The sequence below is a fragment of the Escherichia sp. TW09308 genome (assembly GCF_000208565.1).
Lineage (GTDB): Bacteria > Pseudomonadota > Gammaproteobacteria > Enterobacterales > Enterobacteriaceae > Escherichia > Escherichia marmotae.
The window spans coordinates 1,946,065-1,960,667 of the sequence record NZ_AEME01000001.1; the positions used below are offsets into that span (position 1 = coordinate 1,946,065).

Below are 14,603 nucleotides of genomic sequence, written 5' to 3' on the forward strand. Positions count from 1 at the left end.
AAATAAAAACACCGGAAAAGCACTGGTCAGCGTCGGGGGCGGAGGTATAATGACCACTCTGTTATTGCATAGAGTAGTTAACATGAAGCGGAGTAGAACGGAAGTGGGGCGCTGGCGCATGCAGCGTCAGGCTAGCCGACGGAAATCGCGTTGGCTTGAGGGGCAGTCGCGCCGAAATATGCGTATCCACAGCATCAGGAAGTGCCTTCTAAACAAACAGCGTAACTCGTTATTGTTTGCGATCTACAATATCTGAATGAGCCGGGCACCATCACGGTGCCCATCCGGTTTTATTTTTTCACAGTTTCGTTGCCATCATCGTCGTTCTTATCGCTGAAAATACCATGCCCGGAGTTCAGCAACATTGAGACGAGCATATCATTATTAACTTCTTCACCATTGAGAATACGCGCCAGGATTTCACTGCCGAACAGTTGCGGCGAGAGAATGATGTCCGGATGTACCATTTTAATTTTGTTGAGATTTTTGCTATCACTGACGGCAAGCACTGTTTTGACATCTTTGCTCATATCTTTAGCCGACAGGACGACAAAAGCGTTATCTGCATCGTTATCACTGAGCGCCAGAATAGCCCGGCAGTGATCGATTCCCGCTTTCTTTAATACCGAACTGTCATTGCTGTCCCCGGAAATAACATCAGCATTGTCACCTAATCGCTGTTCGAGTTGTTTGATGTCATCTTCTGGCAGATTACTGATAACAGTCACATTTTGTCCGCGTTGATTCAGTTGCAGAATCGTGTTGATTGCCAGAATGGAGTGCCCGCAAACAATAAAGTGATCTTTACGATTCATCGTATGCTTGTTTCCTTTCACAAGTTTATTGAATCCTCCGCGGATAAGCGGACCAAAAATAGACGTCATGGAGGTGGCGAAAACAGTAATGCCGGAAATAATGACCGAAATAGTAAACAGACGTGCCGATTCAGAAACAGGGACGATATCGCCATAGCCCACCGTTGACATCGTTTCTATCGAAAAATAGAAGGCCGTCATCAGACTCTCTATTCTCGGATTAAAACCTTCGCTTAAATAAAGCGCGCCATAGGTGGAATAAAACAGTAACGTCGTAAAACTAATAAAAGCGAAAATTGTTCCGGCTGCGGCACTACTGTGGGAGAAGTCTTTGCGCAGCACCAGCAAAATCACCAGTGTAAAGATGCAAAACCCAATGCTGAATTTCAGCCAGGGATAGAAGTGTAGGGTGTAGATAAGTGTAATCAGCAATAAAATGATACTGATCGCCCACGCCAGTTTTGCCCGAAACAGCAAGCCGATTGAGTTCAGTACAAGAAAGACACCCAGCATAAACAGAGGCGCATTCGCCAGAAGGGAGAGGTCAAGTTCTGAAAATGCCTGGATATGGAAAATATCGAGCAGATTGACCGACATGCCATAGATTGTTTTGAAAATAAGCAATCCATTTAGAAAGACGGCCAACGCGATAATATCGTGCCGTAGTGTCACCCATAAATTTACCGCTGTTTGCCGGAATGTAGCCCAGTGACTCACTGATACCTCTGTAACCACAATTTTGTTTAATTATCTTTACGCGTACATAATGTGAACATACATACGACTCATGAATGTGTTAATCAATAGTAGATGACTTTATCCGTCGCAATCAAAGGTTTTAAGGCGCTCTGTCGCATAAGGGGAGGATATTATGTATTTTTCCCCTGAATATGCTGATGATATATCAGGATATACAGATAAAGTTATTAACTGTTTGTTGCTGCTGGAGCAATCATTGTGTGGTGTACCTAAGCCAGGAAACAATAAATAAGGGCACGATTTTCACCATCGTGCCCCTTAGAAGAAGAGAAAATGTTCAGAATACTTTTTTGAAGGGTTTCACTGATACTTGTTCATATACACCGGCCGCTACGTAAGGATCGGCATCGGCCCAGGCTTGCGCTGCTTCCAGAGATTCAAATTCAGCAATCACCGTCGATCCGGTAAAACCCGCGGCACCCGGATCATTGCTATCAACCGCAGGCATTGGTCCTGCCGTCAGTAAACGGCCTTCATCATGCAGTAATTGTAAACGTGCTAAATGTGCCGGACGAACGGAAAGACGTTTTTCGAGGCTATCAGCTTTGTCTTGAGCGTAAATAACATACAACACGGGCGCAACTCCTTGTTCGGAAAAGTTGTAAAGTACGTTATTTGAAAGGACAAAGATCTGCAACGGAAAGATGATGTCTTTGTTAAGGCTGTACTTAAAGTAAGGTCAATTGAGCCAAAAAATGCATTTTCACTGATCCTGATCGCCTTGCCTTATTGAATATGATTGCTATTTGCATTTAAAATCGAGGCCTGGTTTTTCTACTGAAACGATTATGACTTCAATGACCCTTGATTTACCTCGCCGCTTCCCCTGGCCGACGTTACTTTCGGTCTGCATTCATGGTGCTGTTGTGGCGGGTCTACTCTATACCTCGGTACATCAGGTTATTGAACTACCTGCGCCTGCGCAGCCGATTTCTGTCACCATGGTTGCACCAGCGGATCTTGAACCGCCACAAGCTGTTCAACCGCCGCCAGAGCCGGTGGTGGAGCCAGAACCGGAACCTGAGCCGATACCAGAGCCGCCAAAAGAAGCGCCGGTGGTCATTGAAAAGCCGAAGCCGAAACCTAAGCCGAAACCGAAGCCGGTGAAAAAGGTGCAGGAACAGCCAAAACGCGATGTTAAACCGGTAGAATCGCGCCCGGCGTCACCGTTTGAAAATACGGCACCGACTCGCCCGACATCCAGTACGGCAACGGCTGCAAGCAGCAAGCCAGTTACCAGTGTGGCGTCAGGTCCGCGCGCACTAAGCCGTAATCAGCCGCAGTATCCAGCGCGCGCGCAGGCATTGCGCATTGAAGGGCAGGTCAAGGTTAAGTTTGACGTTACACCGGATGGCCGGGTGGATAACGTACAAATTCTTTCTGCCAAACCTGCGAATATGTTTGAGCGTGAAGTGAAAAACGCGATGCGCAGATGGCGTTACGAGCCGGGTAAACCAGGGAGTGGAATTGTGGTAAACATTCTGTTTAAAATTAATGGCACTACCGAAATTCAGTAAGCAAAAACTCAAAAGCCTCCAACAGGAGGCTTTTGACTATTACTCAACGGGTAAAGTGCGAGGCTTTCCTTCAGGATCAACAGCGACATACTTAAATAACGCTTCTGTCGCTTTATAGCGTTGCCCAATCGGTTCGGACGCCACTTTTTTCACCCACACTTCAATATTGATACTGACCGATGTTGTCCCTTTTTGGACACAGCGTGCATAGCAGCACACCACATCACCGACTGCTACAGGTCGCAGAAAGGTCATGCCTTCCACGCGAACGGTCACGACGCGACCGTGTGCAATTTCTTTTGCCAGAATGGCACCGCCAATATCCATTTGCGACATCAACCAACCACCAAAAATATCGCCATTAGCATTGGTATCGGCAGGCATGGCTAAAGTTCGTAAAACCAGATCGCCCTGGGGGACGTTATGTGTTGTTGACATGGTAAAACCGACTAAAAAGGAAAATCACAGGCGCGATGCTACTATGATTTTCCTGATGAGAACAGAGGAGATGCAGCGCCAGTCCCGCAGGACTGGCTGGCAGATTATGATTTATCTTCCTGTGGCATGTGGCGATAGATATAGATACCGCTTAACAGTGTGAAGATTAAAGTGAGGGCGGTCAGACCAAACACTTTGAAGTTGACCCAAATATTTTGTGGCAGCCAGAATGCGATGTAGATGTTCGCCAGCCCACAAAGGATAAAAAAGATTGCCCAGGCCAAATTCAGCTTCGACCACACCGGTTGTGGCAGAGTAAGCTCTTTACCCAACATACGTTGAATCAGCGGTTTCTTCATTACCCATTGGCTAACCAACAGGGCACCGGCAAACAGAGCGTAAATGACGGTGACCTTCCATTTAATAAACTCATCATTGTGGAAGAACAGCGTCAGACCACCGAAGACGGCCACCAGAACAAAGGTGATCAGGGCCATCTTCTCAACTTTACGAAAGCGAACCCAGCTATAAATAAGCACAATCGCCGTGGCGACGATCAGCGCCGCAGTTGCCGCATAGATGTCATAAATCTTGTAGAACGCGAAGAAGACAACCAACGGTAAAAAATCAAGAAACTGCTTCATTTTACGATTCCGTAATCAAATGCTTCAGGATTATTGGCGAATTAACATGTACAGGCGGAACAGATAGATGAGCAATACGGCTGAAATCAGATTGCTCAAGGTGTTCGCCAGTACAGCGCCAATTTCTGGGGTTAATGCGGCAAACGAAGAGGCAAACAGCAACAACAATGTTTTTGCCAGTAACCAGCTCAATACCGCAGGTGCCACCAGACGCATATTCGCCCATGTCAGTCGCATACTGCTGCGCATGGAGGCGAAAACGCCCATTTTATCCTGGACCAGCATCACGGGGGCCAGTGCTAACAGGATGGCCATGATGATACCAGGAACGACCACCAGCATGATGCCTATTTGCACAATTAACGTCGTCAGAAGGATTAGCAAGAATAACTTCGGTAATACCGGAGCGCTCGCGCCAATTGCCCGTAATGCGCTGACCCGCTGACCTGCGGACACTAGCTGGATAATTAATAATACGCCGCCCGCGAGAATGGCGTTACCGATTAATCCTGAAAAGGTGGACGCGGCAGACGCACGCAGCAAAATTTGCTGCTGTTCCGGGGACATATTTTGTACCAGATCGAACAACCCACCGCTGCCACTAACGGGAACACCGTCATTGAGCTGCGCAAGTTGTGCGTCACTGGGTGAGAAAACATGTCCTGACACCACTGTGATAAATGCACATAGCAGTGATACCAGCAGAATGGTCATAAATTGATTACGGAAGAAATTTCCGGTGTCACGGTATACGGACTGCGCCGTGATAGACATGCACTCTCCTTGAGTTTTATGCAGGTGTTAATTAGCGGGCAATTGTACCCTGGTTAGCCTCTCAGTGGCAGCATCAGGACATGTATGGAAAAGCATATCTTTGTAAAGCACTGGTAATCCGCCGAGGGCGTGGGCGCGATTACAGGTTTCGTTGATTTCCCAGACTTCTCCTGATATGGCAAATTTCTGCCATATGGACGGTCTGTTTGCATAAATACCGCAGTTTACCGTTTTCCAGAGGTGCTTTTCAGAGCGACACACTGACGGTTTTTTGGGGGGGGGCAGAGCAAAAAGGAACCAGATTCAAGAGGCAATAAGGTAGCAAAAGGATGTATTTGGAGTGAAATACGGTGGAATTGATTTACATCACATTAACTAGGATTTGCAATGCAACTTCTAAATTAATCCAGATCAATAAATGGTGATTTAGAAAATGTAGTGTGATCTGTGTAGGATCACTTGTTACTCCAATGTGGGTATATTCGTCACGTTTTTATAACCATAACGACGGAGCGAGCATGAAAAAATTAACAGTGGCGGCATTGGCAGTAAGTACACTTCTCTCTGGCAGCGTTTATGCGCATGAAGCAGGTGAGTTCTTCATTCGAGCAGGTTCAGCGACTGTACGTCCAACTGAAGGCGCGGGTGGGACTCTGGGAAGCCTGGGTGGATTTAGTGTGACCAATAACACCCAACTGGGGCTGACCTTTACCTATATGGCGACCGATAACATTGGCGTTGAACTGCTGGCAGCATCACCGTTCCGCCATAAAGTTGGCACAGCCACGACCGGAGATATTGCGACAGTCCACCATTTACCGCCAACATTGATGGCGCAGTGGTATTTTGGTGATGCCAGCAGTAAATTCCGTCCTTACGTCGGTGCTGGTATTAACTACACCACCTTCTTTAATAATGACTTCAATGATACCGGTGAAGGTCTTGGATTATCCGATCTTAGTCTGAAGGATTCATGGGGAGTGGCGGGGCAAGTTGGTCTGGATTATCTCATCAACCGTGACTGGTTGCTTAATATGTCGGTCTGGTACATGGATATCGATACCGACGTGAAATATAAATCCAACGGCGCAGTACTGCCGGCAGGACATTATTCTGACCATGTGCGCCTTGACCCGTGGGTGTTTATGTTCTCTGCGGGTTATCGTTTTTAATTCTTTGCTATCAACAAACCGCCAGATACTTTCTGGCGGTTTGTTGATGCCGGATGCGGTGTGAACGTCTTGTTTGGCTTACAAAATATTGAAAAATCAATGTATTGTATGGTGTATGCAGGCCAGATAAGCGTAGCGCATCAGGTAGTTTTGCATTTGTCATCAGTCTCAAAGACGCGTGGCGTCTTTCATCGGGCGAACAAACGTTTTCAGCTCTGCCAGCATTTTCTCTGGCTGATTAATATGTTGCTCAATGATTTTCACAATTGCTGACCCAGAAATAGCCCCCGCAGCGCCTGCCTCAATCGCCGCTTTTACCTGTTCCGGCGCGGAGATACCGAACCCTTGTAATGGAGGCGCAGCGTTATACTCTTTCAGCTTCGTGACCAGATGATTAAGCGGTAATGCCGCGCGGTTTTCCGCACCCGTCACACCCGCACGCGACAACAAATAGGTATAGCCACGACCATAAGAGGCAATCTGGCGCAGCAAATCATCGTCGGCATTCGGCGGACAGATGAAGATAGGTGTGACGTTATGGCGCAACGCGGCCTGGCGGAAAGGCGCGGACTCTTCTACAGGTACATCAGCAACCAGCACTGAATCGACGCCGACTTTCTCGCACTGCGCATAAAACTCATCAATGCCTTTGTTAAATACCAGATTGGCATACATCAGCAGGCCAATGGGAATGGTTGGGTGCTTCTGGCGAATCAGCGCCAGCATTTCAAAACACTGAGCCGGAGTTACGCCTGCGGCAAAAGCCCGCAGGGTCGCGTTTTGAATAGTTGGCCCATCAGCCAGCGGGTCGGAGAAAGGAATGCCCAACTCCAGCGCGTCGGCACCTGCTTCAATCAAGGCATCGATAATTTTCAGCGACTGTTCAATGCCGGGGTCACCGAGGGTAACAAAAGGAACAAATGCGCCTTCGTTGCGCTCCTTCAATTGGGCAAACAGAGTTTCATAGCGTTCCATCAGATTTCCCCTCGTGCTTTCAAAATATCGTGAACGGTGAAGATGTCTTTATCGCCGCGGCCAGAAAGGTTAACCACCAGCAGTTGCTCTTTCTCTGGGGCTTCGCGCATCATTTTTAGTGCATGGGCAAGGGCGTGGGAGGATTCCAGCGCCGGGATGATCCCTTCATGCAGGCACAGTGTTTTGAACGCTTCCAGTGCTTCATCATCGGTAATTGAAACGTAATCTGCGCGCCCAATGCTGTTGAGATACGCATGTTGTGGGCCGACGGACGGGAAATCCAGACCGGCAGAAATGGAGTAAGACTCTTCAATCTGCCCGTCTTCGGTCTGCATCATCGGTGATTTCATACCGAAATAGATGCCCACGCGACCATGTTTCAACGGTGCACCGTGCTCGCCGGTTTCGATGCCATGACCACCTGGCTCAACACCTATCAGACCGACGTCAGTTTCATTAATGAAATCAGCAAACATACCGATAGCATTCGAGCCGCCGCCAACGCAGGCAATGACGGCATCCGGCAGGCGACCTTCTCTTTCCAGAATTTGCGCTTTCGTTTCTTCGCCAATCATCCGCTGGAACTCTCGCACAATGGTTGGGTAAGGGTGCGGGCCGGCAGCAGTACCCAGCATATAGTGAGCAGTTTCGTAGCTACCAGACCAGTCGCGTAACGCCTCGTTACAGGCATCTTTCAGTGTTGCGGAACCGCTATGTACAGGAATCACTTCTGCACCCATTAAGCGCATCCGAAAAACGTTTGGCGACTGGCGTTCGACATCTTTGGCACCCATATAGATGCGACATTTCAGACCGAGCAGGGCGCTGGCAAGCGCAGAAGCCACACCATGCTGACCGGCCCCGGTTTCCGCGATGATTTCGGTTTTACCCATCCGCTTTGCCAACAATGCCTGCCCCAACACCTGGTTGGTTTTATGCGCGCCGCCGTGGAGTAAATCTTCACGTTTCAGGTACAGCGTGGTGTTAGTTCCCGCCGTGATGTTCTGGCATTTGGTGAGTGCGGTCGGACGCCCGGCATAATTTTTCAGCAGGTCGTTAAACTGCGCCTGAAACTCAGGATCTTTTTGCGCGCTGACGAAGGCTTCTTCCAGTTGGCGCAGAGCAGGCATCAGGATTTGTGGCACGTACATGCCGCCAAATTCACCAAAATAGGGGTTAAGTAATGTTGTCATTGTTCCTTTCCTTAATATGCGCGCAGTGTCTGGAAAACCGAGGCCAAAACGCGTGCATCTTTAATGCCCGGTTGAGACTCTACAGCAGAATTAAAATCAAGCCCGGCGCAGCCGGTTTGTGCCGCTTCCACGCAGTTATCTGCGCCTAAACCACCCGCCAGCAGAACGTTGCTTAGCGATTGACCATGTAACAGTGACCAGTCGAAACGTTGTCCGCTGCCGCCCTGGCCGTTGTCGAAAATATATTTATCGACGAACTGAAGATCGCGTGCAGGCAGGACTTCACCGACGCTTAATGCTTTCCAGATGGCAACATTTTCAGGCAGAGCGTCACGTAGGGCGTCGATATACTCCTGATCTTCACTGCCATGCAGTTGTACTGCCGCCAATGCCAGGGTATTCGCTTTATCAACGACCTCATTAATATCGTGATTGCGGAACACGCCGACATATTGCAATGGTGCTGCAGCTATCACTTCCAGCGCCTGTTCAACGCTGATATAGCGCGGTGATGTGGCAACAAAAATCAATCCGCCGTAAATAGCACCAGCGTCATAAGCCGCTCTGGCATCTTGCCCACGAGTCAGGCCACACACTTTATTCTCACCCAGTAACACCCGACGCACGGCGGCGTTCAAATCGTCATGGGCCATCAGCGCCGAACCAATCAGAAAGCCGTTAGCAAAGTGGCTCAACTCGCGCACCTGAGCATAAGTATTGATTCCGGATTCGCTGATCACCGTCACGTTGTGCCCCAGTTTCGGCGCAAGCTCACGGGTACGGTTGAGATCAATCGACAAATCACGCAGATCGCGGTTGTTGATGCCAACGACTTTTGCTCCCAGCACAATGGCGCGTTCCAGTTCCTCTTCATTACTGACTTCGGTCAGCACGCCCATACCCAGACTATGGGCGACGGCGGAGAGCTGGCGATACTGTTCATCGTCCAGCACTGAAAGCATTAATAAGCAGGCATCAGCCTGATAATAGCGAGCCAGATAGATCTGGTAAGGGTCGATAATAAAGTCTTTACATAAAATTGGCTGTGGTGCGATTTGGCTGACAATAGGGAGGAAATCAAAACTCCCCTGGAAATATTTTTCATCAGTCAGCACCGAAATTGCTGAAGCGTAATGTTTATAAATGGAGGCAATACGTGCAGGATCGAAATCATCACGGATCACACCTTTTGATGGCGATGCTTTTTTGCACTCCAGAATAAACGCGGTGCGTGCGCCCTGCAGCGCATCATAAAAATGTCGCGTGCTCGGCTGAATTTCATTCTGGAAACTGGCCAGCGGTTGTTGCTGTTTGCGGGCTTCTACCCAAATCGCCTTGTCTGCGACAATTTTCGCTAAAACGGTTTGCATCATTTACCCTCGTGCCGCCAGTGCGGTGACTCTGTCGTAAGCGGAACCACTGCGCAGTACCGCAAGAACGGTTTGCGCATTGGCTTGCAGATCTTCATGGCCATGCAGGCGCATTAACATGGCGACATTCGCCGCGACGGCTGCTTCATGAGCGGCGTCACCTTTACCTTGTAACAAGCGTGTTAAAATGTCACGGTTTTCTTCCGGAGTCCCACCAGCCAGTTGCTCCTGGTGGTAGGGCGTCAGGCCAAAATCTTCAGCAGTCAGTTGATAACTTTTGATTTCTCCATCGTGCAATTCCGCAACAATCGTTGGCGCGTGCAAAGAAACTTCATCCATTCCGCCGCTATGCACCACTGCTGCACGTTGATACCCCAGTACGCGCAGGGTTTCGGCAATAGGCAGTACCAGTTCCGGGCTATAAACACCTATTAACGCCAGCGGCGGATGCGCCGGGTTAATCAATGGCCCCAGCACGTTAAACAGGGTGCGGGTTTTCAGTTGCTGGCGAACTGGCATCGCGTGGCGAAAACCGCTGTGGTACTTCGGCGCGAAGAGGAAACAGACACCTAACTCGTCCAGCGCCTGGCGCGATTTATCGGCATTCATATCCAGGTTAATACCAAATGCTGCCAGCAGATCGGACGAACCGGATTTACTGGAAACGCTGCGGTTGCCGTGTTTCGCAACTTTCAGTCCACAAGCCGCGGCGACAAAAGCACTGGCGGTAGATATGTTGATGCTGTTGCTGCCGTCACCGCCGGTGCCGACGATATCGGCAAACAGATAATCAGGTCGCGGGAACGGCGCAGCATTTTCCAGCAGGGCAGTTGCCGCCCCGGCGATTTCATTCGGGTGCTCGCCGCGAATTTTCATGCTCACCAGCGCCGCCGCCAGTTGTTCGGACTTCAGTTCGCCGCGAACTACGGCTGAAAATAACAGGTGGCTCTCCTGCTGGCTAAGCGTCTGTGCCTGATACAGCTTTTCCAGAATCGGTTGCAGCGTGTTGGCCGGTTCCAGCTTCTGTTGCGCCCACGCCAGCGTTTGCTCCAGCAGTTGTGCGCCCTGGGTGGTGAGAATCGATTCCGGATGGAACTGGAAACCGCAAACGCGATCTGCATCATGACGCACCGCCATCACCATGCCATTAAAATGGGCGTTGATGGTTAAACCGGCCGGAATGTTACTGCCAACCAGCGAGTGATAACGCGCCACCGGCAGCGGGTTGCTTAACCCGGCAAACATCGCCTGACCATCATGTTCAATACTGGAAGCTTTGCCGTGGAGTATTTCCCCCGCCTGGCCGACATAACCGCCGTAAGCCTCGACAATCGCCTGATGACCGAGGCAAATACCGATAATCGGCAGCTTGCCACGCAGACGGGTGAGTAGCTCCGGCATACACCCGGCTTCACTCGGCACACCGGGGCCGGGTGAAAGCATCAGCACCGGATTGCTCATCGTCGCCAGACGTTCAATTAAGGTTTGCGCCGGAATATGGTTGCGGTAAATCACCACGTTATGACCATTGCTGCGCAACTGATCTGCCAGGTTGTAAGTAAAAGAGTCGATATTATCGAGCAGCAGAATGTCAGCCATCAGAAAATCTCCTGTGCATGATGCGCGGTGGCGATAGCGCGCAGTACAGCGCGGGCTTTATTACGGGTTTCGTCGGCTTCCGACTGCGGAACAGAATCAAGCACCACGCCAGCACCGGCTTGCACGGTAGCGACGCCGTTTTCCACCAGCGCCGAACGGATGACAATGCAGGTATCGAGATCGCCGTGCGCGGTGAAATAACCTACCGCGCCGCCGTAGCTGCCGCGTCGACGACCTTCTGCTTCGGCAATTAACTGCATGGCGCGCACTTTCGGCGCACCGCTTAACGTGCCCATATTCATACAGGCGCGGTAAGCGTGCAGGGCGTCAAGGTCGTGGCGCAGTTCACCGACCACGCGGGAGACGAGGTGCATCACGTAGGAATAACGGTCAACTTTGGTGAGGTCGGCTACGTAGCGGCTGCCGGGGGTGCAAATGCGCGCGAGGTCGTTACGGGCGAGATCCACCAGCATCAGATGCTCGGAAAGCTCTTTATGGTCGGTACGCATCGATAGTTCAATCCGGCTGTCGAGGTCTCTGTCCAGTGAACCATCGGCGCGACGACCGCGTGGGCGTGTTCCGGCAATCGGGTAGATTTCAATCTGACGACTGGTGGCGTCGTATTTGAGTGAACTTTCCGGCGACGCGCCGAACAGAGTGAAATCATCATCCTGCATAAAAAACATGTACGGGCTGGGGTTACTCTTTTTCAGCACGTAATAAGCTGCCAGCGGTGACGGGCAGGGCAGTGAGAAACGGCGAGATGGCACGACCTGGAAAATCTCTCCGGCGCGAATCGCTTTTTGCAACGAACGCACGACACCGCCGAACTCTTCATCGCTCTGATTACATTCACAACGCATATGCGGCACGGAAACCACTGGCAGTGGCGGCGCGATTTCGGTGAGTTGCTGGCGAAGTTCGTTCAGGCGAGCAGTGAGGCGCTGTTTTTCTTCTTCATTCTGACCAAAAAGGCTGGCCTGGATGCGTGTGCTTTTCTTCTGATGGTCAATCACCATCAGCGTTTCAGCAAGATAAAAACAGAAATCAGGGCAGTTATTTTCAGCCGCCAGTTGCGGTAAATCTTCAAATCCTGCGACCAGGTCGTAAGAGAACAGGCCGCCAAAGAACATCGCTTCTCGTTCTTCCTTCGGCACATTCACCAGATCCTGCAACAAACGAAAAGTGTCAAAAACCGAAAGGGAGCATAAACGGGCATCTTCATCCAAAAGAGTGCTGACGGGCGGAAAACGCAGCACGCGACAATCTGGCGATTGTTCATTTTCTACGCCAGCAGGCAGAGTGCTATCCAGCAATGCAAGCAGAGATGTCCCATTGTCAGTTAGCGCTTTAATTGTGACAGTGTCACCTAATGCGGTAATACGCAGCGCACTATCCACTAACAGCAGACTTTTCAGATCATCTTTGCTGTCAATATCTGCCGATTCCAGCAGCAGCGTAGCAGAGCGTGCTCCGCACAACTGGTGAAAAAGCGCGGTCGGATTATCGCGATAAGCACCTGCGCAGGTTAACAGTTCGAGAGTCGGTTTTTGTGTTTGCATTGTTATTCTCTAATTTTGTTCAAAAAAAAGCCCGCTCATTAGGCGGGCTGGGTATCTGGTTGCTTTACGCATGGTGAATACACTGCCCGTTTCAGGAAGTGCGCCACCAACCTTTCAGTACGAAAATCGCTTTCATTGTCGATACCCTTTTTACGTGAACTTGCGTACTAGTTAACTAGTTCGATAGTTAATTGTCAACAGCTCATTTCAGAATATTTGCCAGAACCGTTATGATGACGACGCAAAAAACATTATCCAAAATGGGAGTGCGCCTTGAGCGACACGAATTACGCAGTCATTTATGACCTGCACAGCCATACTACGGCTTCCGATGGCTGCCTGACACCGGAAGCGCTGGTACACCGTGCCGCAGAAATGCGCGTCGGCACCCTGGCGATCACCGACCATGACACCACGGCAGGGATCTCGCCAGCAAGAGAAGAAATTTCACGTTCGGGACTGGCACTGAATCTTATTCCTGGCGTGGAAATTTCCACCGTATGGGAAAATCATGAAATTCATATTGTCGGGTTGAATATTGATATTTCTCATCCGGCAATGTGTGAATTCCTGGCACAGCAAACTGAACGGCGTAATCAGCGGGCGCAGTTAATCGCAGAAAGGCTGGAAAAAGCGCAAATACCGGGCGCGCTGGAAGGGGCGCGAAGACTAGCGCAGGGCGGCGCGGTAACTCGCGGACATTTTGCTCGTTTTCTGGTCGAGTGTGGCAAAGCCAGTTCAATGGCGGACGTCTTTAAAAAATATCTGGCGCGCGGGAAAACCGGATACGTTCCGCCACAGTGGTGTACAATAGAACAAGCTATTGATGTCATTCATCATTCTGGCGGTAAGGCGGTGCTGGCTCATCCAGGGCGGTACAATCTTAGTGCTAAATGGCTGAAAAGATTGGTTGCGCATTTTGCCGAACATCACGGCGACGCGATGGAAGTCGCGCAATGCCAGCAATCGCCCAATGAACGCACCCAACTGGCGACACTTGTACGCCAGCACCATTTATGGGCATCACAAGGCTCTGATTTTCATCAGCCGTGCCCGTGGATTGAACTGGGGCGTAAACTCTGGCTGCCCGCAGGCGTTGAAGGCGTCTGGCAGCTTTGGGAACAGCCACAGAACAAGACAGAGAGGGAAGTATGAGTCAGTTTTTTTATATCCATCCAGATAATCCGCAACAGCGTCTGATCAACCAGGCGGTGGAGATTGTGCGTAAAGGTGGGGTGATTGTTTATCCTACCGATTCAGGCTACGCACTGGGCTGTAAAATTGAAGATAAAAACGCGATGGAGCGTATTTGTCGCATTCGCCAGTTGCCGGACGGTCACAACTTTACCCTGATGTGTCGTGATCTTTCCGAACTCTCGACCTATTCCTTTGTTGATAACGTCGCGTTTCGCCTGATGAAAAACAACACGCCAGGTAACTACACCTTTATCCTGAAGGGAACGAAAGAGGTGCCGCGCCGACTGTTGCAGGAAAAACGTAAAACCATTGGTATGCGCGTGCCATCTAACCCCATCGCCCAGGCATTACTTGAGGTGCTGGGTGAACCGATGCTTTCTACCTCGCTGATGCTACCTGGCAGTGAATTTACCGAATCCGATCCGGAAGAAATTAAAGATCGTCTGGAAAAACAGGTGGATTTGATTATTCACGGCGGCTATCTCGGACAGAAACCGACAACGGTTATCGATCTCACTGATGACACACCAGTCGTGGTGCGTGAAGGCGTAGGTGATGTGAAACCTTTCTTATAAGAAATTGCGTTCC

The 14,603-nt window shown here is 50.2% G+C and carries 16 protein-coding genes, 1 pseudogene and 1 other annotated feature; of the genes and pseudogenes, 5 read left to right on the forward strand and 12 right to left on the reverse strand.

From position 1 onward, the window contains the following. The first annotated feature begins 82 nt into the window (after positions 1-82). A complete protein-coding gene (locus ESM_RS1000000128385) occupies positions 83-256 on the forward strand; it encodes a YciY family protein (protein ID WP_122983112.1) in 174 nt (57 codons plus the stop codon). Between the two features lie 34 nt (positions 257-290). On the opposite strand, the gene kch is transcribed toward ESM_RS1000000128385, so the two are convergent. Together kch and ESM_RS0109340 are read right to left on the reverse strand one after the other, a co-directional pair. Further along, positions 291-1,532: a voltage-gated potassium channel protein gene (kch, locus tag ESM_RS0109335; RefSeq protein ID WP_000020081.1), complete on the reverse strand. Its 1,242-nt coding sequence runs from the start codon at positions 1,530-1,532 to the stop codon at positions 291-293. 319 nt (positions 1,533-1,851) lie between these two features. Continuing rightward, positions 1,852-2,148, reverse strand: a complete 297-nt coding sequence (locus ESM_RS0109340; RefSeq protein ID WP_000967596.1) for a YciI family protein — start codon at positions 2,146-2,148, stop codon at positions 1,852-1,854. 223 nt (positions 2,149-2,371) lie between these two features. Between ESM_RS0109340 and tonB the strand changes: the two genes are divergently transcribed. After that, positions 2,372-3,091: a TonB system transport protein TonB gene (gene tonB, locus ESM_RS0109345; protein ID WP_001516503.1), complete on the forward strand. Its 720-nt coding sequence runs from the start codon at positions 2,372-2,374 to the stop codon at positions 3,089-3,091. A gap of 39 nt (positions 3,092-3,130) precedes the next feature. Here the strand turns inward: tonB and yciA are convergent, their stop codons facing one another. From yciA to ESM_RS1000000129515, 4 genes and pseudogenes are all read right to left on the reverse strand, one after another. Further along, positions 3,131-3,529 (reverse strand): acyl-CoA thioester hydrolase YciA, encoded by a 399-nt coding sequence (gene yciA / locus ESM_RS0109350; protein WP_000108161.1) that lies wholly within the window; start codon positions 3,527-3,529, stop codon positions 3,131-3,133. 104 nt (positions 3,530-3,633) lie between these two features. Continuing rightward, positions 3,634-4,173 (reverse strand): septation protein A, encoded by a 540-nt coding sequence (locus tag ESM_RS0109355; protein ID WP_000808656.1) that lies wholly within the window; start codon positions 4,171-4,173, stop codon positions 3,634-3,636. 30 nt (positions 4,174-4,203) lie between these two features. Then, positions 4,204-4,947, reverse strand: coding sequence for a YciC family protein (locus ESM_RS0109360; protein WP_000028560.1), 744 nt, complete (start codon positions 4,945-4,947; stop codon positions 4,204-4,206). Between the two features lie 27 nt (positions 4,948-4,974). Continuing rightward, positions 4,975-5,240, reverse strand: a pseudogene (locus ESM_RS1000000129515) (YkgJ family cysteine cluster protein); the annotation flags it as partial. A 225-nt stretch (positions 5,241-5,465) separates the two neighbouring features. Here ESM_RS1000000129515 and ompW point away from each other — a divergent pair. Beyond that, entirely contained in the window at positions 5,466-6,119 is a 654-nt protein-coding gene (gene ompW / locus ESM_RS0109365) for an outer membrane protein OmpW (RefSeq protein ID WP_000737210.1), read from the forward strand. 168 nt (positions 6,120-6,287) lie between these two features. Here the strand turns inward: ompW and trpA are convergent, their stop codons facing one another. The 6 genes from trpA to trpL all read right to left on the reverse strand — a co-directional run bounded on the left by trpA (position 6,288) and on the right by trpL (position 12,954). Next, positions 6,288-7,094: a tryptophan synthase subunit alpha gene (trpA, locus tag ESM_RS0109370; protein WP_000443101.1), complete on the reverse strand. Its 807-nt coding sequence runs from the start codon at positions 7,092-7,094 to the stop codon at positions 6,288-6,290. Beyond that, positions 7,094-8,287 carry a tryptophan synthase subunit beta gene (trpB, locus tag ESM_RS0109375; protein ID WP_000209515.1) on the reverse strand — a complete coding sequence of 398 codons (1,194 nt, stop codon included), beginning with the start codon at positions 8,285-8,287 and terminating at the stop codon, positions 7,094-7,096. The genes trpA and trpB overlap by 1 nt, the downstream gene beginning before the upstream one ends. A gap of 11 nt (positions 8,288-8,298) precedes the next feature. After that, a complete protein-coding gene (trpCF, locus tag ESM_RS0109380; protein WP_000983852.1) occupies positions 8,299-9,660 on the reverse strand; it encodes a bifunctional indole-3-glycerol-phosphate synthase TrpC/phosphoribosylanthranilate isomerase TrpF in 1,362 nt (453 codons plus the stop codon). Then, entirely contained in the window at positions 9,661-11,256 is a 1,596-nt protein-coding gene (gene trpD, locus ESM_RS0109385) for a bifunctional anthranilate synthase glutamate amidotransferase component TrpG/anthranilate phosphoribosyltransferase TrpD (protein WP_000763504.1), read from the reverse strand. Continuing rightward, positions 11,256-12,818, reverse strand: coding sequence for an anthranilate synthase component I (trpE, locus tag ESM_RS0109390; protein WP_001194558.1), 1,563 nt, complete (start codon positions 12,816-12,818; stop codon positions 11,256-11,258). The genes trpD and trpE overlap by 1 nt, the downstream gene beginning before the upstream one ends. A gap of 21 nt (positions 12,819-12,839) precedes the next feature. Further along, positions 12,840-12,933: a sequence feature (Trp leader region), on the reverse strand. Next, entirely contained in the window at positions 12,910-12,954 is a 45-nt protein-coding gene (trpL, locus tag ESM_RS1000000126515) for a trp operon leader peptide (RefSeq protein ID WP_001700591.1), read from the reverse strand. (Overlaps the previous feature by 24 nt.) 137 nt (positions 12,955-13,091) lie before the next feature. Here trpL and rnm point away from each other — a divergent pair, with 137 nt between their 5' ends. Together rnm and ESM_RS0109400 are read left to right on the forward strand one after the other, a co-directional pair. Then, positions 13,092-13,973 (forward strand): RNase RNM, encoded by an 882-nt coding sequence (gene rnm / locus ESM_RS0109395; RefSeq protein WP_001285652.1) that lies wholly within the window; start codon positions 13,092-13,094, stop codon positions 13,971-13,973. Further along, complete coding sequence (locus ESM_RS0109400; RefSeq protein WP_001516499.1) at positions 13,970-14,590, forward strand: L-threonylcarbamoyladenylate synthase; 621 nt, start codon at positions 13,970-13,972, stop codon at positions 14,588-14,590. The genes rnm and ESM_RS0109400 overlap by 4 nt, the downstream gene beginning before the upstream one ends. Positions 14,591-14,603 lie beyond the last annotated feature (13 nt).